At 41.7% G+C, this 22,305-nt stretch carries 18 protein-coding genes; 12 read left to right on the top strand and 6 right to left on the bottom strand.

The window, feature by feature from the left end:
• Nucleotides 1-70 precede the first annotated feature (70 nt).
• Nucleotides 71-1,090: a ribose-phosphate pyrophosphokinase gene (locus AACU33_RS22990; protein WP_096590880.1), complete on the bottom strand. Its 1,020-nt coding sequence runs from the start codon at nucleotides 1,088-1,090 to the stop codon at nucleotides 71-73.
• Between the two features lie 904 nt (nucleotides 1,091-1,994).
• On the opposite strand from AACU33_RS22990, the gene AACU33_RS22985 reads away from it, so the two are divergent.
• The 4 genes from AACU33_RS22985 to AACU33_RS22970 all read left to right on the top strand — a co-directional run bounded on the left by AACU33_RS22985 (nucleotide 1,995) and on the right by AACU33_RS22970 (nucleotide 6,781).
• Nucleotides 1,995-3,701 (top strand): serine/threonine-protein kinase, encoded by a 1,707-nt coding sequence (locus tag AACU33_RS22985; protein WP_096590878.1) that lies wholly within the window; start codon nucleotides 1,995-1,997, stop codon nucleotides 3,699-3,701.
• Nucleotides 3,702-4,042: 341 nt separating this feature from the next.
• Entirely contained in the window at nucleotides 4,043-4,738 is a 696-nt protein-coding gene (bioD, locus tag AACU33_RS22980) for a dethiobiotin synthase (RefSeq protein WP_096590876.1), read from the top strand.
• Nucleotides 4,739-4,838: 100 nt separating this feature from the next.
• Entirely contained in the window at nucleotides 4,839-6,056 is a 1,218-nt protein-coding gene (locus tag AACU33_RS22975; RefSeq protein WP_096590874.1) for a M20 family metallopeptidase, read from the top strand.
• 128 nt (nucleotides 6,057-6,184) lie between these two features.
• Complete coding sequence (locus AACU33_RS22970) at nucleotides 6,185-6,781, top strand: Uma2 family endonuclease (RefSeq protein ID WP_096595354.1); 597 nt, start codon at nucleotides 6,185-6,187, stop codon at nucleotides 6,779-6,781.
• Between the two features lie 220 nt (nucleotides 6,782-7,001).
• Here the strand turns inward: AACU33_RS22970 and AACU33_RS22965 are convergent, their stop codons facing one another.
• A complete protein-coding gene (locus AACU33_RS22965; protein ID WP_096590872.1) occupies nucleotides 7,002-7,235 on the bottom strand; it encodes a DUF3134 domain-containing protein in 234 nt (77 codons plus the stop codon).
• A 759-nt stretch (nucleotides 7,236-7,994) separates the two neighbouring features.
• Here AACU33_RS22965 and AACU33_RS22960 point away from each other — a divergent pair.
• The 4 genes from AACU33_RS22960 (at nucleotide 7,995) to metK (ending at nucleotide 14,716) form a co-directional block, all read left to right on the top strand.
• A complete protein-coding gene (locus AACU33_RS22960; RefSeq protein WP_096590870.1) occupies nucleotides 7,995-8,633 on the top strand; it encodes an HMA2 domain-containing protein in 639 nt (212 codons plus the stop codon).
• Nucleotides 8,634-8,850: 217 nt separating this feature from the next.
• On the top strand, nucleotides 8,851-9,822 hold the full coding sequence (locus AACU33_RS22955; RefSeq protein ID WP_096590868.1) for a phosphatase PAP2 family protein: 972 nt from the start codon (nucleotides 8,851-8,853) through the stop codon (nucleotides 9,820-9,822).
• Between the two features lie 230 nt (nucleotides 9,823-10,052).
• Complete coding sequence (locus AACU33_RS22950; protein ID WP_339376514.1) at nucleotides 10,053-13,238, top strand: cation-translocating P-type ATPase; 3,186 nt, start codon at nucleotides 10,053-10,055, stop codon at nucleotides 13,236-13,238.
• Nucleotides 13,239-13,525: 287 nt separating this feature from the next.
• On the top strand, nucleotides 13,526-14,716 hold the full coding sequence (gene metK / locus AACU33_RS22945) for a methionine adenosyltransferase (RefSeq protein WP_096590862.1): 1,191 nt from the start codon (nucleotides 13,526-13,528) through the stop codon (nucleotides 14,714-14,716).
• Between the two features lie 68 nt (nucleotides 14,717-14,784).
• On the opposite strand, the gene AACU33_RS22940 is transcribed toward metK, so the two are convergent.
• Entirely contained in the window at nucleotides 14,785-15,057 is a 273-nt protein-coding gene (locus AACU33_RS22940; RefSeq protein WP_096590860.1) for a DUF5132 domain-containing protein, read from the bottom strand.
• A gap of 91 nt (nucleotides 15,058-15,148) precedes the next feature.
• Between AACU33_RS22940 and AACU33_RS22935 the strand changes: the two genes are divergently transcribed.
• Both AACU33_RS22935 and fxsT read left to right on the top strand, forming a co-directional pair.
• Nucleotides 15,149-16,021: a CHAT domain-containing protein gene (locus AACU33_RS22935; RefSeq protein ID WP_339376224.1), complete on the top strand. Its 873-nt coding sequence runs from the start codon at nucleotides 15,149-15,151 to the stop codon at nucleotides 16,019-16,021.
• A 138-nt stretch (nucleotides 16,022-16,159) separates the two neighbouring features.
• Complete coding sequence (fxsT, locus tag AACU33_RS22930) at nucleotides 16,160-18,382, top strand: FxSxx-COOH system tetratricopeptide repeat protein (RefSeq protein ID WP_096590856.1); 2,223 nt, start codon at nucleotides 16,160-16,162, stop codon at nucleotides 18,380-18,382.
• Between the two features lie 92 nt (nucleotides 18,383-18,474).
• Here fxsT and AACU33_RS22925 read toward each other — a convergent pair whose 3' ends face one another.
• Entirely contained in the window at nucleotides 18,475-18,738 is a 264-nt protein-coding gene (locus AACU33_RS22925; protein ID WP_096590854.1) for a type II toxin-antitoxin system ParD family antitoxin, read from the bottom strand.
• Nucleotides 18,739-18,892: 154 nt separating this feature from the next.
• On the opposite strand from AACU33_RS22925, the gene AACU33_RS37630 reads away from it, so the two are divergent.
• Both AACU33_RS37630 and AACU33_RS22915 read left to right on the top strand, forming a co-directional pair.
• The gene (locus AACU33_RS37630; protein WP_445291796.1) at nucleotides 18,893-19,159 is read left to right on the top strand and encodes a hypothetical protein; all 267 of its coding nucleotides are present in this window, start codon (nucleotides 18,893-18,895) and stop codon (nucleotides 19,157-19,159) included.
• A gap of 72 nt (nucleotides 19,160-19,231) precedes the next feature.
• Complete coding sequence (locus AACU33_RS22915) at nucleotides 19,232-19,606, top strand: hypothetical protein (protein ID WP_096590850.1); 375 nt, start codon at nucleotides 19,232-19,234, stop codon at nucleotides 19,604-19,606.
• Between the two features lie 219 nt (nucleotides 19,607-19,825).
• Here the strand turns inward: AACU33_RS22915 and AACU33_RS22910 are convergent, their stop codons facing one another.
• Nucleotides 19,826-20,350 (bottom strand): hypothetical protein, encoded by a 525-nt coding sequence (locus tag AACU33_RS22910; protein ID WP_096590848.1) that lies wholly within the window; start codon nucleotides 20,348-20,350, stop codon nucleotides 19,826-19,828.
• Between the two features lie 38 nt (nucleotides 20,351-20,388).
• Nucleotides 20,389-21,909: a pyruvate kinase gene (locus AACU33_RS22905; RefSeq protein WP_096590846.1), complete on the bottom strand. Its 1,521-nt coding sequence runs from the start codon at nucleotides 21,907-21,909 to the stop codon at nucleotides 20,389-20,391.
• Nucleotides 21,910-22,305 lie beyond the last annotated feature (396 nt).

The raw sequence follows: 22,305 nt of genomic DNA, 5'->3' as shown, positions 1-22,305 counted from the left end.
TCAGACTTCATACTTCAGACTTCATACTTCTTTACGCAGAACTGTAACAGCGGTGACAGTCGTTTTTCTGCTAGCGGAACATACTACTTACTGAACTATCTTCGTGAATCCGCCAGATAGTTTCGCCGAGTAGATTAGCCACTGTCAGCACTACCAGTTGAGGAAAGCGATCGCTTTCTGGGATGGGAATTGTGTTAGTGACAATCACTTCCTCAAACAAGCCACTAGACAACCGATCGACTGCTGGCGGAGAGAACACTGCATGAGTTGCACAGGCATACACCTGACGCGCTCCTTCTTCACGCAGCAACCTTGCGCCTTCGGCAATTGTGCCCCCAGTGTCGATCATATCGTCCACTAAGACAGCTGTTTTGCCCTTGACATCACCAATTACATTCAAAACTTCAGCGACGTTATGAGCTTGGCGACGTTTATCGATAATCGCTAGGGGAGCATCGTTGAGTTTTTTGGCAAAGGCTCTAGCTCTGGCGACACCACCGACATCAGGAGAAACAACCACCAGATCTGAGAGTTGTTTACTTGCCAGATAATCTAGAATTACTGGCGAACCATAAACATGGTCAAAAGGTATGTCGAAATATCCCTGAATCTGTGCTGAGTGCAAATCCATTGCCAGAACGCGGTTGGCACCTGCTTGAACGATCAGGTTAGCAACCAACTTAGCAGTGATTGATTCTCGTCCAGCTGTTTTCCGATCGGCCCGAGCATAACCATAGTAAGGAACTACCGCCGTTACCTGACGTGCAGAAGCGCGACGACAGGCGTCAATCATAATCAGCAATTCCATCAAATGATCGTTGACGGGTTGACAACAAGGCTGGATTAAATAGACATCACAACCCCGGATTGATTCTTGGATTTGAATATAGAGTTCGCCGTCCGCAAACCTTTTACGGATCATGGGGCCTAAGTCCATGCCCAGGTAACGAGCGACTTCTTGAGACAGTTTTACATTGGCGGAGCCAGAAAACAGCCGCAGGCGATGATTTTCATTCAGTCCTGTTGCAGCTGGCTGCAATTTGGACAAAGTTGCAGAACTGAGCACAGCAGATCCTCGATGTGCATTCATGGCAATCTTAACATCAGCAATTTAGCAAATTTAACCGGAATAGTGTAAAAAAATATCTGTAAAAGTTAAAACATTTCTCCAGAAAATTATGATTTGCTAATTTTTGAGTAGGTTTGCTAAACAAACCATTGATAGCTTAACTGAACAACAAGCATATTAACTAGGCCTATTGTTCGGATTTTTTGCTATGTCGAAGAAAAACACCAGTTTTCCCAAGTTGATTTAGGAGATTGATGCTTTTACCCAGCTACATTGGTAGCTAAGAATCAACTTTTTAAAGTTTTGGCAAAGTTAGTCCGAGATATTATATAGTTGAACGCTGATAAATTAATACGTAAGAAGTAACCAAATATCTAACCATCTAATCTGCAAATTTATAAAGTAGGAGATGTTAGCTATTGTAATAAATAACACAATTCAATCTAAGAATAACTCTTGTTGCCCAACCGTGTTGTAATTTTTTCCTGGTATAGACTAGTTCCTAAACTAGTGTTAGTAGTTATACATATAAACCCTGGTTTATATGTATAAAAAATCATTCATAGATATAAGCTGTTGATGAATGGCGATCGCAGTAGTAATTTTTACTAGTATACAATAGTATCTTTAACTACTGCGAATTAGTCACGCGCCAGCAACTTGGGCTTATCTTTTCAGGATGCTACCCACTTACGTACTGAAAAAAGAGTGTAAATATAAATTTGATAGCAGCCACTAAGACAGAATTCCGCTAGACCGACAGGAGTTTTATAAACTCAAGAAAAAATGCATAAAGCAGAGTGCGGTTACGATAAGTACCCATCAGGTAGGGTAGAATATCGCCGCAAGTAAATGTTGTCACTGCTTAGACTTAATCTTAGTAGAGACTTTCTTCTCCGTTGCCATAACACTTAATTATTCGATTATGCAACCACCCATTACAGTTGGTACTGTCTTACAAAACCGTTACCGTATTGTTCAAATTCTCGGACAAGGGGGATTTGGCAGAACCTATCTAGCGGAGGATCAAAGACGTTTTGATGAACTTTGTGCCATCAAAGAATTAATTCCGACGACAATTGGAACTTCTGTTTGGGAGAAGACACAAGAACTGTTCCACCGAGAAGCAGCGATTTTGTATCAAATTGAACATCCCCAAGTGCCGAAATTTCGGGAAAGATTTGAACAAGACCAGCGCTTGTTTTTGGTAGAAGATTATGTTGCAGGTAAGACTTACCGGACTATACTATCGGAACGCCAAGCTGTTAATCAAACGTTGACAGAAGCAGAAGTATTACAGCTAATGCTTTCCTTATTGCCTGTATTAGAGCATATTCACAGTCGCGGAATTATTCACAGAGATATTTCACCAGAAAATATTATTTTACGAGATAGTGATGGGAAACCAGTATTAATTGACTTTGGAGTAGTTAAAGAATTAGCAACTAGAATCCAAGCCCCAAATAGCACAGCACCAGTCACTACTGTGGGGAAATTAGGTTATTCTCCCAGCGAACAAATGCAAACAGGACAAGCTTATCCTAATAGCGATTTGTATTCATTAGCAGTCACAGCAATAGTTTTGTTAACTGGTAGAGAACCATCAGAATTATTTAATGACAGCCAACTAACTTGGAATTGGCAACAATGGGCGAGAGTTAATCCACGATTTGCCCAAGTTATTAATCGGATGTTGAATTATCGACCAAGCGATCGCTATCAAAGTGCTGCTGAAGTTATCCAAGCATTGCAAGCTATCAATCAATCGAATGTCCCCAATCCTAATGTCTCTAATATACAGACAGTTGCTGTTGGCGGTCGTCAGCCGAACCCATTACCATCACCTTCGCGTTCGCCTAATAGACCTGCACCTGTAATTCCACCCAACAATAATAGCTCTGTCTTAGATAACCCTCTAGCAATTGGGGCTATTGGCAGTGCAGTAGTTATCTTAGCAGGAGTCGGTTCTTGGGCATTGGTGAGTTCTATTCGCAGCCAATCGAATACACCACAACAAGCCCCAGGACAAACTTTTCCTTCACCAGTGATTTCTGGTGGTACTACATTAACACCCACACCTACCCCGACTAACACTGAACCTGTTGTCTTGAGTAAGCGCCTCAATTTGGGAGCATCAAATACAGCTACAGTAGAAAGTACTTTGAAAGAAAATCAAGTAGCTCAATATAGTTTTTTTGGACAAAAAGGGCAAAGGTTAACTACAGTTATTCAACAAGGAACTGGCATTGTCCTCACAGTTTTAGATCCTCAGAAACAACCAATTGATAATTTAGCTAGCCAAGTTCAATCCTATGAAGGTAGATTGCCAGTAACTGGTAGATACACTATTCAATTAAATCTGGAACCAGGAATTGCTGAGAGTGATTATAGTCTCAATGTTGCTTTGGAAAAAATAATCAAGGAGAGACCAACTCCTACGCTAACCCCAACTCCTATACTCACACCAACTCCTACGCTAACACCAACTCCCACACTCACTCCTACGCCAACCCCAACACCTACTCTTACTCTCACTCCTACGCCAACTCCAACACTCAGCCCAACACCAACTCCTACTTCTACTGGAGAACCAAATAACTTCCCAAATCCAATTACTACCCCAGGAACTTAAAATTAATGAATAGTATCTAACCATAATAAATATTTTTCACAGCAGTTATCTCAGTTTTTTTTACCAATTTATTCAAGATTATTGGCTATTTAAAAGGATATTTGTCTTGAATTAGAAAGGTGGATGGATTTTGAAATATACGTAGGAAGACATCAGGTATTCATAGGGGCACAACATTTTTGTCTACCTAAATTTCCTATTTTTAAAGAAGTTTAAATATTAAAAATGTATTATCATACTTGCCTTGCTAGTTATGAAAATCTAGTTGTAAATAAATATAAATATAAGTATTATGAATAATTAGTACACAAGCTAAGAATTGACTCTATTAAATCAAATTGTTGAATACACTACTAATTACGGGTACTGATACTGAGGCTGGCAAGACTGTTTTAACAACAGCATTAGCAGCATATTGGCAAAAATATTTTCCTGGGCGTAACTGGGGAATAATGAAACCGATTCAATCAGGAGAAGGCGATCGCGAGTGGTATCAAAAGCTATTTTCGTTACAACAAACGGCTGAAGAAATTACACCTTTGTATTTTCAAGCACCGCTAGCACCTCCCATTGCCGCCGCTAAGGAAAACCGCCAAGTCGATTTAGCTGTAGTGTGGCAAGCTTTATCTAAATTGCGATCGCGTCACGATTTTCTCTTAGTAGAATCTTTGGGCGGCTTAGGTTCGCCAATTACAGAAGAATTGACAGTAGCCGATTTAGCCGGAGAATGGCGTTTACCAACAATTTTAGTAGTACCAGTGAGATTAGGTGCGATCGCTCAAGCAGTGGCTAATGTCGCACTAGCTAGGCAAACACGGGTAAATCTTAAAGGAATTGTTCTTAACTGCGTACAACCGCGTTCTGATGCAGAAATAGCCGACTTAACGCCACCAGAATTGATTCAATCGCTAACCAATATCCCTGTTTTAGGCTGCTTACCTCATCTCGATAACCTTACTGATTTAGATAAACTAGCCCAAGCTGCGTCAGATTTAGATTTAGGAGTAATTCCAGAAATCTCACGTATTAAAGTTTGAATTCCCCAAAGGTGCTGACTCTGCTTGCAGGAAGTGTGGCAGAATGTCACACTGAAAAAATAACCCAAGTTAGCTGTGTTTACCTAGGTTTTTCTTCACAATGGTTTCTACCTTCCCAAATCCTGCTGCTGTTGACTTATCTCACGTCCGCCTCTCGATCCGGTCGTTACAAGCGCAACTAGTAGAATGGCGGCGGCGGCTACATCAAAAACCAGAGTTGGGTTTTCAAGAAAAACTCACAGCCGAGTTTATTTCACAGAAGTTACAAGAATGGGGTATTGAGCATCAAACTGGGATTGCGCAAACAGGAATTGTTGCGATCGTTAAAGGTAACAAACTCACTAGCGAAAAAGTTTTGGCAATTCGGGCAGATATGGATGCTTTGCCAATTCAAGAACTCAATCAAGTGCCTTATTGCTCGCAGCATGATGGAGTAATGCACGCTTGTGGACATGACGGACATACAGCGATCGCACTAGGTACAGCTTACTATTTGCAACAGCATCGCGAAGATTTTGCTGGCACTGTCAAAATTATCTTTCAGCCAGCAGAAGAAGGGCCGGGTGGTGCAAAACCGATGATTGAGGCTGGGGTACTGAAAAACCCTGATGTTGATGCCATTATCGGTTTACATCTGTGGAATAATTTGCCCTTGGGAACAGTAGGTGTGCGGGCTGGGGCGTTAATGGCGGCTGTAGAATTATTTAACTGCACAATATTGGGTAAAGGTGGACACGGCGCAATACCCCATCAAACTGTAGATTCGATTGTAGTTGCAGCCCAGATTGTCAACGCCTTACAAACCATTGTGGCACGCAACGTCAATCCGATTGATTCAGCAGTAGTAACTGTAGGCGCGTTGCACGCTGGTACAGCACACAATGTAATTGCTGATACAGCAAATATGAAAGGAACAGTTCGGTATTTTAACCCAGCTTTTGCAGGCTATTTTCAACAGCGTATCGAACAAATAATTGCTGGAGTGTGCCAAAGTCATGGTGCAAGTTATGACTTGGAATATGTGTCACTGTATCCCCCAGTCATTAATGATGCAGGTATAGCAGAATTAGTGCGATCGATAGCAGTCGAAGTAGTAGAAACTCCTGTAGGTATCGTGCCAGAATGCCAAACTATGGGTGGTGAGGATATGTCCTTCTTCTTGCAAGAGGTTCCTGGGTGTTATTTCTTTCTAGGTTCAGCCAACCCTGCAAAAGACTTAGCTTATCCTCATCATCATCCCAGGTTTGATTTTGACGAAACTGCCTTGCCAATGGGTGTGGAAATATTTGTTAGATGCGTGGAGAAGTTTTTGAATTAATAGCGTTAAGCCTGAGGAGCGATCGCGAAAAGGTATGTTTTTCTGCTGGCAAACTCCGAAAGACGTTACAATCAAATATCGCTCTCCAATTTAATTATTTCTCATCTGGAAACAGACTGGAGACTCTTATGACCCCAGCAACGATTGCAAAACCGGGAAAGGAATCACCCCTTTTGTTTGAGGGACTGACCTGGAGAGAGTTTAAAGCTGTTGAGCAATTGTTAGACCGTCCGGGATATCGGCTGTCTTTCCTAGACGGTGTTTTGGAGATACGCAGAATGCCAGGAGAACCACACGAAACCGTTAAGAAAAGAATTGCCGCATTGGTGGAACTGTACTTGCTCATAGCAGGATTTGACTTTACGCCAACTGGCTCAATGACCTTGGAAAGTGAAGCGGGTGCTGTCAAGCGAGAGGCGGATGAATCTTATAAACTTGCTCCTGGTCGAGTGCGTCCTGATTTGGCAATTGAGGTGGTGTTTACCAGTGGCGGAATCGACAAGTTAGAAGCATACAAGCGGCTGAAGATAAAGGAAGTGTGGTTTTGGGAAGATGGCGTTTTAGAGGTCTATCACCTGCGGGGAGAGGGTAATGCACTTAATTATGAAAAGCTTTCCATTAGTGAAGAGGTGAAAGGGATCGATCTGGATTTGTTGTTACGTTGCATCAATATGGTGAATCATGTGGATGCTATTAAGACTTTTCAACAGGCGGTGGTGAAATAGCGGCGGATATTTAAATGTAAGGAGCGATCGCCAATATTTTTTACGTACAATTAAATCTATGCGATTAATTATACTGAAGAATTACGTACCTAGCAAAGAGAAAAGGGGAAAGTGTAAAGGGTAAATTTAAACTTCTCCCCTTTTCCTTTTCCCCCTTCACCGACTCTTATGAGAAGAAGTTTGACAAAAACAATGAATTATTAATCGTCCAAGACAATGACTAATCATCTAATTCGATATCGCTGTCATCATCATCATGATCGAAAGGCAGATCGTCAAGATCGATCATCTCTGAGATTTCTTCTACTTGATTGAGATATTCAGCATCTTGAGTTTCACGCGCTATTAAGCGACCATTAGACTTTAGCCATTCTATCAGCACAAATTCATTACTTGAACGAATGACAGTAGCTCGCTGGTTACGTGGTGCTTCAAACAAAGGCCCGTTAATCATAAAAAACTCACTTTGAATGGGGAATGATTAAATTCGTCCAAGATTTTGTTTATTTATAAAACTGAAAGCTTTAAATAGAAAGCATTTCAAATTTTACCTCAGTGCCATGCCTAGTTTGGACTAGTTCCTAAGCAAGCTGTTCTATATTATTCTGCTTAGAGAACTTTTGCTAGAAGCATCTCTCACAATTGTAGTAATATTTTTAAAATGCTATCTCCTAGTTAGTTTGGTTGCAAATTTGAGCAAATTAATTACTATCCAATTTTATGACAAAGTAATATATTTGCACAGCTAAGGCAATTATGTCTACCACCTCATATATGAGCGAAAAGTTGATAGCTTGATGCTATTAGCTGTAATTTATTGCCAGGTTAATTTTTACTTAAGATATACGTAATTAATAGAACTTAAATCCTACAAACCTGGCAAATTAACCATATTTTTATTCTAAACCATCTCGCCAACAAAAATACTGATTTTAATAATGTATATAGCTTTTTTGAGAATGCATAGTTAGTAATAGGCTGCAAGTATAGGAATGCGGTGGAATTTTAAAAAAAATTGTGGAATCTGATTCGACCAAGTATAAACTGTATAATTTATAACTTTTATTTTCGAGAAGAGGGCAATATCCTCAGTACTCCTTAAAGATACTTAATGAAACTTGATAAAAGCCAAAGCTAGATTAGAAGCAAATGTCCTGGAAATACTGAAATATTAGCTCTGTTTTTTGTTATTTTGAAACTGAAATAGGACAGTATGGCTTCTAAAAAACTGAGTAATTCTCACGAACGCGTTCTTGTCAATGTAGAGCGTCAACAAGGTAAAAATACAAATAAGAGCCTAGCTAGTACAGCAACGCCAATACCAAATATATCTTATAGTGTTGTTCATGCCATTCCCGGAAGAATTCGTTTTCGGATACCTCGGCTAGCCAAAGATTCGGAGTATGCCAATAAACTTCAGCGATTGATAGAATCAGACGCTAGGATTACAAATGTAAGAATTAATTTTTCAGCTGCATCGATTGTCATTAATTATCAACCAAAGGTAATTTCTGGCGAACAAATGCGATCGCATCTAGTTAATCTCATTCAAACTGCTCCCAATATAGCAATACCCGCCCCAGTCACAGCAAAAACAATTGCCAAAGCCATCTTTGATGCTCTAATCAACTTAATTGACGGTACGCGTAACATCAACAAAGCGCGTACAGCAATTCAACATAAAGAAGTGAAGACAGATATTTGGGAACGGATACTAGCTAGTGCTAAAAGCGTAATTAAGGGGCTAAAATCTGCGATCGTGTTTATATTGCCAAATAAACAATGGCGTTCTAGCGACAAATTGCCGCCATCTGTTCGCTTAGATGCTCAAAGCCAAGCTGCACCGATTTGATTTAATTAGTTCTTTTAAGGAAATTTAGAAGGACGAAAATGCTTAAAGCAGCAATGTTTTCTATGGTTAGCAAAAAGGTGACATTTTCTCTGTGAATTCATACATTTATAATACTGAGATTCAAGTATGTAAACTCTTTTAGGTGGAACGCCTAACACGATAAAATTTACAAACGAACAATTTTTGGCCTGTATTTAATCCACTTGTAAGTAGAAACATGGGCACTTTGAATTTTGATAAACTTGCCAATGAAAATCTTTTAGTCAGAACCATACATAGCGCTGTTAAAGGCAGAGCTAGATATAAAGTGAAGGGACTTTATGGTTCGGAAAGTCTTAAAAGATATCTGGGATTTAGGTTATCAAAAGCTGAAGGAATCACCCAAGTGAGTGCTAGTACTTGGACAGGAAATGTTCTGGTGATTTTCCATCCCGATTTTAGCCCAAATGCGATCGCTCTCCTCGTGCAAGATATTGTCAGAGATTACCTAAAAGAAGTCAGAAAACTAACGCTAGAGACAGCCTCTATTAATAGAGGAGTAGAAAAAGCTAAAAATTCACTACAAACGTTAAAACAAGCCAATAATCAATTAATTTTGGCATCGGGAGCAATTGGTACTTTTGCTTTAGCAGCCGCATTGCTGCACAGATACAATCTGGATGCAAGCATATTGTTAGCCATTCAAAAGCTACACACGCCACTTCTAGACCGGTTCATGCTTGGTATCACTTCTTTAGGCGATCCCCTAGCTTTGGTGGTGATTTGTTTGGGAGTAGAATTTTATCTCCGTTATCATCGTCGTCCCTACGCTACTCGTTTAGGTTTAGCTACAGCCAGCGCCATCGGCTTAAATTATCTGCTGAAAGTAGTTTTTGGTCGCGCGCGTCCAGCACTGTGGGAGCGAATTATTCATGTGGGTCAACATAGCTTTCCCAGCGGTCACGCAATGGTATCAATGGTGATTTACGGCTTCATTTGTTATGTTTTGACAGAGCAATTTCCGCAATGGCGCAAACAGATTTCAATCTTGAGTGCTGTCTTAATTTTGGCAATCGGTTTTAGTCGGCTTTACTTAGGCGTACACTGGCCTACTGATGTGCTAGTTGGCTATGCTATCGGTTTAGCTTGGTTACTTATCTGCATTCTCACGTTAGAAGTGCAGCCTAAATATCTAACTAGCTCTAATTAACTGCGGCTCTGTGGTGCAAAAGTTTATCAAGAAATGTTGTTACCACCGACTTACTTACAGCTAACAAATTATTCTAAAAAGTAGGAACTGACTTTTCGTGTGAAAATTTCGGATTTTTCTCTAGGGCAAATGTGAGGAGAAAGGGAAAAGACTGGAACCTAACCCTTCCCTCAATGACCAGAGTCTATCCATTACTCTCATCTCGCCGCGAAGTTCAGCTAATTGGAAAAATGAACAATCATTTCCCCAACTCTCGCCCTAGCAGGAATCCTATTGTTCGGGCAATACATACTGCTGTCAAAGGGAGAGCTAGATATAAGGTCGATAAGCTTCATTATTCGCAGTCACTCAAGCAATATCTTGAGTTAAGACTTAAAGATGAAGCAGGTATTAGGGATGTCTTTGCTAATCCGCTAACAGGCAATGTACTGGTAATTTTCCAACCAGATTTTAGCCCACAAGCGATCGCCTCGCTCATCAAAACTATTGTCTGCGATTTCCTCGAAAAAGGTAGAAAATCTCTAGCCAAAACACCTGTTATCAGCCCATCTCTCCCAAACAGAAGCGACTTCACTAGTAAGATGCGCAAGTTGACTACATCTACTCAGGAGCAACAAATTTTACCCTGGCATATCTTAAAAGCAGAAACGGCGATCGCAGATTTGCACACATCAGCAACAGCCGGATTATCTAGTAATAATGCTCAAGCCAACTTGCAAAAATATGGGGCAAATATTCTACCCGCATCGACAACTCGCTCGAAGTTGAGTATTTTTATTGACCAGTTTAAATCTTTGCCAGTAGGACTACTGAGTGTGGCGGCGGGACTATCAATCGCTACTGGGGGAATGGCTGATGCTGTAGTAATTATGGGAGTTGTCTTCATTAATGCTGTTATTGGCTACGCCACAGAAAGCAACTCAGAAAAGATTATTAACTCACTCAAGCATTTGGTGAAACGATCTGCTGTGGTAATTAGAGATGGAATTTCTCAAGAAATTAGCGCCAGCGAGATTGCAATTGGCGATATTCTCGTACTTAGACCGGGCAGTTATGTAGCAGCAGATGCCAGATTAATTGAAGCCAATCGTTTGAGCGTGGATGAGTCGGCTTTAACAGGTGAAAGTTTGCCCGTTCCCAAAAGCACCGAACCGCTGAGTAAACAGGATATACCGCTTGGCGATCGCGTGAATATGGTCTACATGGGAACCTTAGTTACAGGCGGTCAAGGATTGGCTGTAGTGGTTGCTACAGGACAATTTACAGAAATGGGTAGAATTCACACTTTGGTATCCGAAAGCCAAATGCCAGAAACGCCGATGCAAAAACAACTCGACCAAGCGGGTAGTCAACTTGTCGTGGTATCGGGGGCGGTGTGTGCGGTGGTCTTTGGGATTGGTTTACTGCGGGGATATGGTTTGCTGGAGATGCTGAAATCATCCATATCTTTAGCTGTGGCTGCGGTTCCCGAAGGCTTGCCAACGATCGCAACTACTACCTTAGCCTTGGGAATAGCCAACATGAGGCGGCATAAAGTCCTGATTCGGCGTTTAGATGCGGTGGAAACCTTGGGTTCCGTACAAACAATTTGCTTGGATAAAACCGGCACGCTGACAGAAAATAAGATGTCTGTGGTTGAGCTATATACAGATACTCAATCGATTCAAGTAACATCTGATGGTAAATTTATTGCCCGATCGCAAGATATTAACCCTTACAATTGCGATCGCCTCTTAAAGTTAATTCATGTATCAGTACTGTGCAATGAGAGTGAAGTTCATCAAAATCCTGATGGCGAGTATGTAGTCAAAGGTTCTGCCACAGAAAATGCACTAATTTATCTGGCAATTAGTGCTGGTGTAGATGTCATCCAACTCAAAGAAAATTATCCTTGCTGCCGAATTAACCACCGTTCAGAACATCAGAATTTCATGAGTACGGTGCATTCTCTGAAACCTCAGGATACTCTATCCTCGACTTCTGATACTGTACCTGTGGTTGCGGCGACAACCGAAATCGGCTCTTTACAACCATTGACAATAAAGAAAAAACGCCGAGGTCGTCCCCCATCATCGCACCGCAGACAAAAGCAGCTTGTGGCAATTAAAGGTAGTCCTTCCGAAGTGTTGGAAATGTCTACTCAGCAAATTAAAGATGGCGAGTTAGTACCTTTAACAGAAGCAGATAGACTTGCCATCGAGAACGAAAACGAAGTCATGGCTGGGAAGGGACTGCGGATACTAGGGGCAGCTTACACTCATATTGATGCCGCACAAACAAATGGTAACGTTCCGCACGATGTGATTTGGCTGGGTTTGATTGGCATGGCAGACCCAATTAGAAATGGCGTCAAAGACTTGATGGGTGTCTTCCATCAGGCGGGGATTAATACAGTGATGATCACAGGCGATCAAAGCCCCACCGCCTACGCCATCGGTAAAGAATTGCATCTCAGCCAGGGCGAGCAATTAGAAATCCTCGATTCCACCGACCTCCACAACCTTGACCCAGAGTTGATGAAAGGATTGTGCGATCGCGTTAATGTTTTTGCCAGAGTAAGTCCTGCCAATAAATTACAAATTGTCCAAGCGCTGCAAAGCGCAAATAAAGTTGTCTCCATGACTGGCGATGGGATCAATGATGCACCTGCATTGAAAGTTGCTGATGTTGGCATCGCAATGGGACATACAGGCACAGATGCAGCGCGAGAAGTCGCAGATATTGTCTTAGAAAATGACAATTTAGAAACCATGATTATTGCTGTCAGTCATGGCAGGACAATTTATAACAACATCAGAAAATCTGTGCATTTTTTGCTGTCCACCAACATGAGCGAAATCATGGTGATGCTGACAGCGACAACCGCAGGTATCGGTCAGCCTTTAACTGCGATGCAACTTTTATGGCTAAATTTAGTGACAGATATCTTCCCCGGATTAGCTTTGGCTTTGGAACCGCCAGAACCAGATGTACTGAGTCAACCACCCCGCAATCCCGAAGAACGAATTATCAAAACATCAGATTTTCAAAGAATCATTTTTGAATCAGCCACAATCTCTGTTAGTTCCTTAGCAGCCTATGGGTATGCAATCAGTCGTTATGGCATTGGCGCACAAGCCAGCACCATCGGTTTTATGAGCCTGACAATGGCACAACTGCTACATACTCTCAGCTGTCGTTCGCCGCAACACAGTATTTTTAGCACCGAAAAACTGCCAGCCAATCGATATTTAACTATAGCTCTGAGCGGTTCCTTCGGTCTGCAAATATTAGCAGCAGTAATCCCAGGACTCAGACAACTACTTAATTTAACGCCAATTAATCTTCTCGATGGTGCTGTCATTGGTACTAGCGCTTTACTGCCATTTATCGTCAATGAAGGTACGAAACCAATTCAAAATAATTCCAGCCTTTAATGCTGCGTTCTGGCTATTTCTCACTTTCTCAAACGCTCAAATTCCTACTCTTATTCTCTGCGCCTTTGCGCCTTTGCGTGAGAAAAATCTATGGCAAAAGACTTTTTGTTTACATCAGATGCGTAGGTTGGGTTGAACGGAGTGAAACCCAACAATTACAAGACTTTGGAGTTTTGGGTTTCGTTCCTCAACCCAACCTACATCTACTGGCTATTTCTCTCTTGCTCAAACGCTCAAATTCTTACTCCTATTCTCTGCAACTCTGCGCCTTTGCGTGAGAAAAATCTATGAAAAAAGACTTTTTATTTACATCGGAATCTGTCACGGAAGGACATCCTGATAAACTTTGCGATCAAATCAGCGATGCCATTGTCGATCAATTTCTCCGGCGAGATCCCTTTGCTAGAGTCATTACTGAATGCGCTGTATCAACTGCCATTGTCTTCATTTCTGCTAGGTTTGAGTCGGATGCGATTGTAGATTTTACGAAAATAGCGAGACAGGTAATTAAGCAAGTTGGTTATGACCAAGCTGACTTTAATGCTAAGACTTGTAGCATCATGACTAGCTTGAAGGAATTACCCCATAGTGAGAATCGCTGTTGGGATGAAAAAAAACTTTCTGAAGCAGAGATAGAGCAAATTCCTGTCAAAGACCAAGTGACAGTATTCGGTTTTGCTTGCAATCAAACCCAAGCTTTGATGCCACTGCCGATTTGGTTAGCACATCAATTAGCTAGGAGACTAACTACTGTTAGGGAAGAGAAAATACTAGCTTACCTTGCACCTGATGGTAAAACTCAGGTTGCAGTTGAATACAAAGACAAAAAACCTCATCGTATTTATAGTATTACCTTGATTGCCAGTCAGAGTAAGTTATTAGGAGCAAATCTTCAGCGCCTTCAGGAAGATTTGCGAGAAAGTGTCATTGATGTTGTGTTTGCAGATGAAGAATTGAAACCCGATGCCAACACCAGAATATTTATTGATTCTGACGATCCCTTTGCGATTGGCGGCCCTTCTGTGCATTCGGGGTTAACGGGGAGGAAAAATGCAATTGATACTTACGGCGAATATTCTCGCCACAGTGGTGCAGCGTTGAGTGGCAAAGATCCCACACGCATAGATAGAGTCGGAGCTTATGCAGCGCGTTATGCTGCGAAGAATGTAGTTGCGGCAGGTTTAGCTAATGAATGTGAGGTGCAACTTACCTACTCTATTGGACTTTCTCGACCTGTAAGCATTCAAGTAGAAACCTTTGGTACGGGTAAGATAGATGATGAAGAAATTGCCGTAATTTTAGAAAAGAATTTTGATTTCCGCCTAGCAGGAATTATTCGGGAGTTTAATTTAAGATATTTGCCTGCAATTGTCAAAGGCGGATTTTATAAAAAGCTTGCGGCTTACGGTCATGTAGGTAGGTTAGATATTGGTGTTTTGCCTTGGGAGGAAATTGATAAAGTGCCAATTTTGCAATGAATTTCCAAGTCCTAACGCACCACAAGTTTTAGATGGTGCGTTAGCGTGCAGCATAACACATTCACACTTTATTCTATGGGTTTAGCTGACTTCATCGGCTGTTCAGCAAGCTCAGTTCTGGCTTCTACTAAGATATCTTCCCAAGCGTCGTTGATTTCTGCGATCGCTCCTTTGTTATTTTCATATAAAAGAATTGCACGTTTAATCGCTGCTTTGGTAATTGGTCTAGCTACACGCGCGATCGCTGGTGCAAATAATGGTAGAAGTACGATTGCTGCAATACCTGTAACACCAAGGCCTTCAACTAAATCTTCAATGTCTGGTAAAAATTTAATTGACATAGTATTTTCACCTTCATTGTTATCATCACTTTTATTTTATGACCGTACAATTAAAAACTCCTCACTACTTCACAATTCAATGCGGATGTTTATGAGCAATAGTCCTGCGGTGAAAACAATTCTTGTACTTGCAGCTAGTCCCGTAGATCGGGTTAGACTGCGCCTATATGAAGAAGTGCGTGAGATTGAGGAAGGGTTGCGACTGTCTAAATATCGCGACAAAATTAAGTTGCAATCTCGATGGGCTGTGAGAATTAAGGATTTACGCCGAGCATTGTTAGATATTGAACCGCAAATCGTGCATTTTTGCGGTCATGGTGTTGATGAAGGACTCATATTTGAAGACGAACAAGGCAAAAGTAAACTAGTCAGTACAGAAGCTTTGGCGAATTTGTTTGAGTTATTTGCAGGACGAGTTGAAGGTGTTGTACTCAATGCTTGTTATTCCCAAGCACAAGCTAAAGCAATGATTCAGCACGTTGGCTATGTAATTGGGATGAGTAAAGACATTGGCGATGAAGCTGCAATTAATTTTGCTGTGGGGTTTTATGATGCTTTAGGTAGCGGACGTAATGTAGAAGATGCTTACAAGTTTGGTCGCAATGCAATTCAACTGCAAGGAATTCCAGAGCATCTTACACCCATCATCCAAATTAATACGGCATTAAAAGCTGCCTTGGCAAATAAACAAGAAACTATTACACAAACAACTACAATTACGCCGCCAGCTGCAAAACCTCAGCCTAAATTAGACCGACTGAAATTGATTAAACTACTCAATGATATACCGCCGCAGCAGTTAGATATGCTGTTGTTTGCAGTTGATGCACCGAATGGTGTAATTCCACCAAACAATGCGCCTCAAGGCGATCGCGCTGCTGCATTTTTAAGATGGGCACAAAGTCCAACAGGTTGCGGTTTGGAAGCGTTGCAACAGCAATTAGATAACATCCTTGGTTTGTAGTTGCGCTTTAGCGCTAAAGCAAACCGAAGCGATCGCTTGTGTAATTGGTATTAGACAGTGCGTTGCGCTGTGCGACAACACACCCTACTTTTAAATTTATACTGAGTAAAAAACCCTTCTGCCCTCTGCCTTTCCAATATGGCTACACCTGCACTCGATCGCTTTGCACTTATCAAGCTGCTGAATGAGATAACGCCGCAAGATTTGGATAAGTTGTTGTTTGCAGTGGATGCGCCGAATAGTGTAGTTCCACCACTGACAGCACCCCAAGGCGATCGCGTAGCTGCATTATTAAGGTGGGCGGAAGCACCAACGGGTTGTGGTTTGCAACTACTCCAACAGGAATTGGCAAAAATTATTCCTCTGCCGCAGCAGGAAATTTTACTTAAAGAATTGTGGAATATACCATACCCGCGTAACCCGTTTTTTACAGCACGTGAAAACGTTTTGCAAGAATTGCGGGATGCGCTGCTAGCAAAGAAATTAGCAGCATTAAGCGGCTTGGGTGGTATCGGCAAAACTCAGACTGCGATCGAGTATGCTTATCGTTATAAAGATGAGTATCAGCAGATACTTTGGGTAAGGGCAGCTACAGAGCAAGAATTAGTATCGGGTTTGGTGAAGCTGGCAGAATTACTCAAGTTACCCATCAGCCAAGAAAAGGATGAAAGCTTAGTAGTTACGGCAGTTAAACAGTGGTTAGCAACACATATAGGTTGGCTGTTGATTATAGATAACGCCGATGAAATAGCAATGCTACGGGAGTATCTACCAGGGGCGCATCAAGGTTATGTGTTGTTGACTACCCGCGCTCAGGCTACGGGGATATATCAGCGAATTGAAATTAAACAGTTGCAACCGGAAGATGGGGCGCTGTTGTTGCTGCGACGTGCCAAACTGATAGCAGAAGATGTGGGGTTAGATGCAGCGACAGAAGAAGAAAGCAATTTAGCAGCAACCATCTCGCAGGAAATGGATGGTTTACCCCTAGCATTAGATCAAGCAGCAGCGTTTATTGAAGAAACTCCTTCAAGTTTGGTGGAGTATTTGCAATTTTATCGAGAAGAAGGGGCGAGACTGCTAGCGGAACGAGGCGAACTGGCAATCGATCATCCTAGCGTTAGCATCACCTTTTCTCTAGCTTTTGAGAAAGTGTTAGAACGCAACCCAACCGCAGCCGATTTGATTCGCGTTTGCGCGTTTTTAGCAGCCGATGGGATTCCTGAAGAAATTTTTACCGCAGGTGCGGCAGAATTAGGGGAAAATCTCAGCCAATTAGCAAACAAACCTTTAGATTTTGTCAAAGTTATCGCAGAAGCGGGACGGTTTTCGTTGATTTACCGCAACCCGACTAATAAAACTTTAGATATTCACCGCCTAGTGCAGGAAGTGTTAAAAGCCGAGATGGATGAAGACAACCGCCGTCTTTGGGCAGAAAGAACAGTTTGTGCGGTTTCACAAGTCTTTCCAGATGCTGAATATGCAAATTGGTGGGTCTGTGAGCGACTTTTACCACATGCGAGAGTTGCAATTAATTGGAGGGAGCAGTATAAATTTGAGTTGGAAACAGCTGCTTTGTTAATTACTAAAACTGGCTACTACTTAAAACAACGCGGTCAGTACTCGGAAGCAGAACCACTTTATAAAAAAGCATTGTCACTTAGGCAACGGCTGCTGGGAGAGGCGCATCCTGATGTCGCTATAAGTTACAACAACCTGGCAATGCTCTACTATTCCCAAGGACGGTATGCGGAAGCAGAACCTCTGTATCAAACAGCGCAAATGCTGTTGGGAGAAGAACATCCTTGTGTTGCCAGTAGTTACAACAACCTGGGGGCACTCTACGATTCTCAAGGACGTTACTTAGAAGCAGAACTATTATATAAAAAAGCATTGGCACTCAACCAACAACTGCTGGGAGAAAAACATCCTTGGGTCGCCTCCAGTTACAATAACCTGGCATTACTCTACTATTCCCAAGGACGGTATGCGGAAGCAGAACCTCTGTATCAAAAAGCATTGTCACTCAAGAAACTGCTGCTGGGAGAAAAACATCCTTGGGTCGCCTCCAGTTACAACAACCTGGCAGGACTATACCATTCCCAAGGACGGTACAGTGAAGCAGAACCTCTGTATCAAAAAGCATTGTCACTAAATAAACAGCTGCTAGGACAAGAGCATCCCGATGTCGCCGCTAGTTACAACAACCTGGCATTATTCTACTATTCCCAAGGACGGTATGCGGAAGCAGAACCTCTGTTAAAAACAGCTTTGGAAATTGCTGATCGCATTTTAGGAGTAAATCATCCCGACACAATTACTATCCGTAAAAATCTGCAATCATTGTGCGATCGCACTTAACGGCTATTTATAAGCGATCGCATTGTTACTCATCTTCATTTTGTAATGCGATCGCAGATACAGGAAAGCTGCGTAATAAAGGTAAAAGTTCATCACGCTTGCGTCCCATATTGGGAAACTTTGCTAAATAGTTGATGAAAAACTGTTTCTGCGTCAATAACTTCACCGCGTTCCGAAGCTTCAACCCCAATCATAATTTCTCGTCGCAATTCCTCAAATTTACCTTGATAAATAGATTCCCTTTCCTCTAGCAATTTAATACCCGCAATAATTACTTCCTCTGTCGAAGCATACTTACCACTGGCAACTTGACTTTGGATAAATTGCTCTAATTCTGGAGTGAAGGAAATATTCATACATACTATAGTATGTGCCATTATGTTGCTATTTTAGAGTGTTGCTAGATTTTGCTGTCAATGATGGGCTGGTGAAGACAAAGGGCAGAAGGCGACAGATAAATTCTTTGTAGGGGCACGGCACCAGTAAGATAATTTGAGATACGAAAATATTGTGGACGCCGTGCCCCTACAGTGTATTGTTACGCCTGACAATTCAATTGTATCGAGTGCAAATTCAATTGTATCGGGTGCAAATTCAATTGCATCGGGTGCAAATTCAATTGCATCGGATGCAAATTCAATTGCATCGGGTGCAAATTCAATTGTATCGGGTGCAAATTCAATTGTATCGGGTGCAAATTCAATTGCATCGCCTGACAATGCGATTTTCATGTGGATGCAATACCCAGTCAGGGCACAGCATTTTTACCTCCGATAGATTTTTGTCTTACTGATAAGTTTTTTTGTGACAATGGGTACATTAAATATGTAATTTACCACTGATGCTACTATGTCAGTCCAAAATCAAACACGCCGTTTACCCCCTAAAGCCATTAGTCAAGATATAGATTCATGGCACGGTTTGGAAACTGTCAGCGCCTACGATACAAACCGTGCTGATGCTTCTGCTGCCAAGTTACAGCAAGCGTATCAAGCAATGATGGCGCAGCAAAAAGCCGAAACTGAGAAGCTAAATTTATACAGGGCGGCGGCAGATGCGGCGCGATTAGCAGAATGGGAATTTCACAATACTGTATTGGCGATGAAAGAAGTTGTCCGCGGGCAATATGGCTCAGATAGCGATGAAGCCCAAGCGGTAGGATTGAAGAAAAAATCAGATCGCAAACGTTCTAAGCGGAAAAATTCAAGTGCGATCGCAATTTAATTAACTGTGATAAGTAACCACGCAAAATTAATTACAGTCATTGCGAGCGAAGCGAAGCAATCCCAGCCCTTGCGATTGCTTCATTTCGCTTCGCTACATTCGCAATGACATTGTGTAATTAATTATGTTTAACTACTTAACTGTGAATTTGTAGGTTGGGTAGAACGTAGTGAAACCCAACTTACATCTGCCTTCTGCCCCCTGCCGTCTGCCTTTTCATCAAGGGTTTTGCTCTAAATACCGCATTACCCCTACACTCATTGCTACTAAATTCGGTTCGACATTTTTTCCTAAGAAATCTTCGACTACATGGGCAATTGTACCTGTGAGGAAAAATGGTACTCCCTTGATTTTCTTTGGATCGATTATTAGTTTGCCACGGCTTTCAATAACTGTATTATTACCATCTTCTATAAAGCGATTTACACCCGAACAGTTGACTGCTTCTGTAAAAGCGTGAGTTTCAATCCGCCATTCAAGGGTAAATTCAGCCTGCTTCCATGTATTGTATTCTGTCCAAGACAGCATATCTTCACTCAGTACGGCTCTTGCTGCTGCGGGAATTTCACTACCACCATGCCATTCATTAACGCTATCAACTTTGCCATCTACTTCACGGCGGGATTTAACTTCGATGTGGCGCACGTTGGGCATATAAGGAACTAGCTCAACTAGTTTGTCTCGATAGGTAGCATAAACTAGGGAGCGTGGAAAAGGAATTTTAGTATCAGCACAGATGAGCATTAATTAATACCAAATCAAAATAGAAATGCAATCGGGAATTACCAAGAATTGAGCGATCGCAACTGCGGTGTCTTTTTCTGTTGATGTGCTTGCATTCTCGTTAAAACATCATCCAGAATTGTCACGGCATCAGCGATAAACGGCCCTTTATTTAACATGACACATTCAGCGCGTTCTGCCATTGCTGCATCAGTGATTTCGGCGCGGGAGGGAATGCCTTTTTTCACGAGATTTTCTAAAACCTGTGTAGCCCAAATTACAGGCACATGGGCAGCTTCGCACAGCCAGAGAATTTCTTCTTGAATTTCTGCCAAACGTTGATAGCCAATTTCAATAGCTAAATCTCCTCTGGCAATCATAATCCCAAAGGGTTGTTTGCCTGCTGCCTGCACAATCAGTTCTGGAAGATTACGCACGGCTTGAGGTGTTTCAATCTTCGCCACAATCGCTGGCGGATTTATGGGATGTCGGCGTTCTAACTCCCATTGTAAAAGCTCAATATCCGCTGGTTGCTGTACAAAGGAATAACCGACCATATCGGCATGAATGGCGACAAAATCCAAATCCTGCAAATCTTTATCTGTTAGGGGACTGAGATTTAAATCAGTGTCGGGAAAGTTCAGACCTTTTTCATGGGGAATTTTGTTGCCCTTCAAGTTAGCATGGGTGATGCGTAACAATACCCCATCAGGCGTTAAAGATTCAACTTGCGCGCCAATACTACCATCATCAATCCAAACGGTAGCGCCAACTTTTAATTGATTTAAAACTTCCGGAATAGAGCAATTTGCCTGAAAGCAATCAGAACAAATTGTAGTCGGCAAATTTCCCGTGAGCAAGATACAATCGCCTCGGTATAAGCGTGTGGAAGCTTTAGGCGCGATCGCCATGCTAATTCTCGGCTTGGGGCCAGCCAAATCCATGAGTATTTTGCAAGGAAATCCGGTTTCTCTAATCGCCAGTCGCACGTTAGTAATCATTGCTGACCATTGCACAGCAGTATCGTGGGCGCAGTTAATGCGCACGCAATCACATCCGCGTTGAATTAAATCCCGCACGAATTCGTAATTGTTAGCGGCTTGTGTCGGCAAAGTCACCATAATTCTGACGCGACGGCGATCGCGTGTATTGCCGAATAACTCTTCTGTATGTTGTTGCAGCAAGCGATCGCCTTCAAAAAATGCCTCAAGTGACGGACGAGTGGGTAGAGTATTGGGATCTGCTTGACATATCGCGCCCAAAGTTGCGATCGCTGCATCTAAATTCGCTAATACCCGCCCTTCTATTCGCCCTAAAGAAGACAAACCCCAAGGTATCAAAGCCGCTTGCACCTGACGCAGATCGTGTCGCCGTAATGCCAAGTAATAGGCAAAATTCCTACTACTGCTGAGAAAAGTTTCCCTTTCAATGTGCGATCGCCACTCGCTAAAAATTTTGTCTCCTTCTTCTATCACCAACTGCCGCAACTGTTGCAGCGTCTTTAACAAATCTTGAGCATTTGATAGATTCAAACCTGAGTAATTACATAAAATCTCGCGATTTCTATCTAACTTATGCATGATTGTTTCCCTTGCCAAAAAAGTTCCTTTCTACTAAGACGCTTTGATTATCGAGTAAATATCTAAGGAAATTGTGAAGGAGACAATCATTTTACAAGGTTCTTTGAATCTATAATTACTAAACAAATTTAATATTATTTTAACTATAACTTAACCTTTAATTAACATAAAAATCATATCAATGATAGGTTAGCTAATTATCAAAAAATTCAACGCTTACCTTGGAAGATAGAGACAAAAAACTAGATATATTAAGACATTCAGCTAAGGAAGCAGTTAAAATTAATTAAAAAATTTTATTGTTTAAACAGCAATAATTGCAGAACATAGATGGTTTTAATTGTGATAATTATGCATATTTGCTGCATTAAACAATCCATCCTATTCTCAACTTAA

The sequence above is a fragment of the Calothrix sp. NIES-2098 genome (assembly GCF_963875125.1).
Lineage (GTDB): Bacteria > Cyanobacteriota > Cyanobacteriia > Cyanobacteriales > Nostocaceae > Aulosira.
Note: the sequence above shows the minus strand (reverse complement) of the source record. Positions and strands in the feature narration are given on the sequence as shown.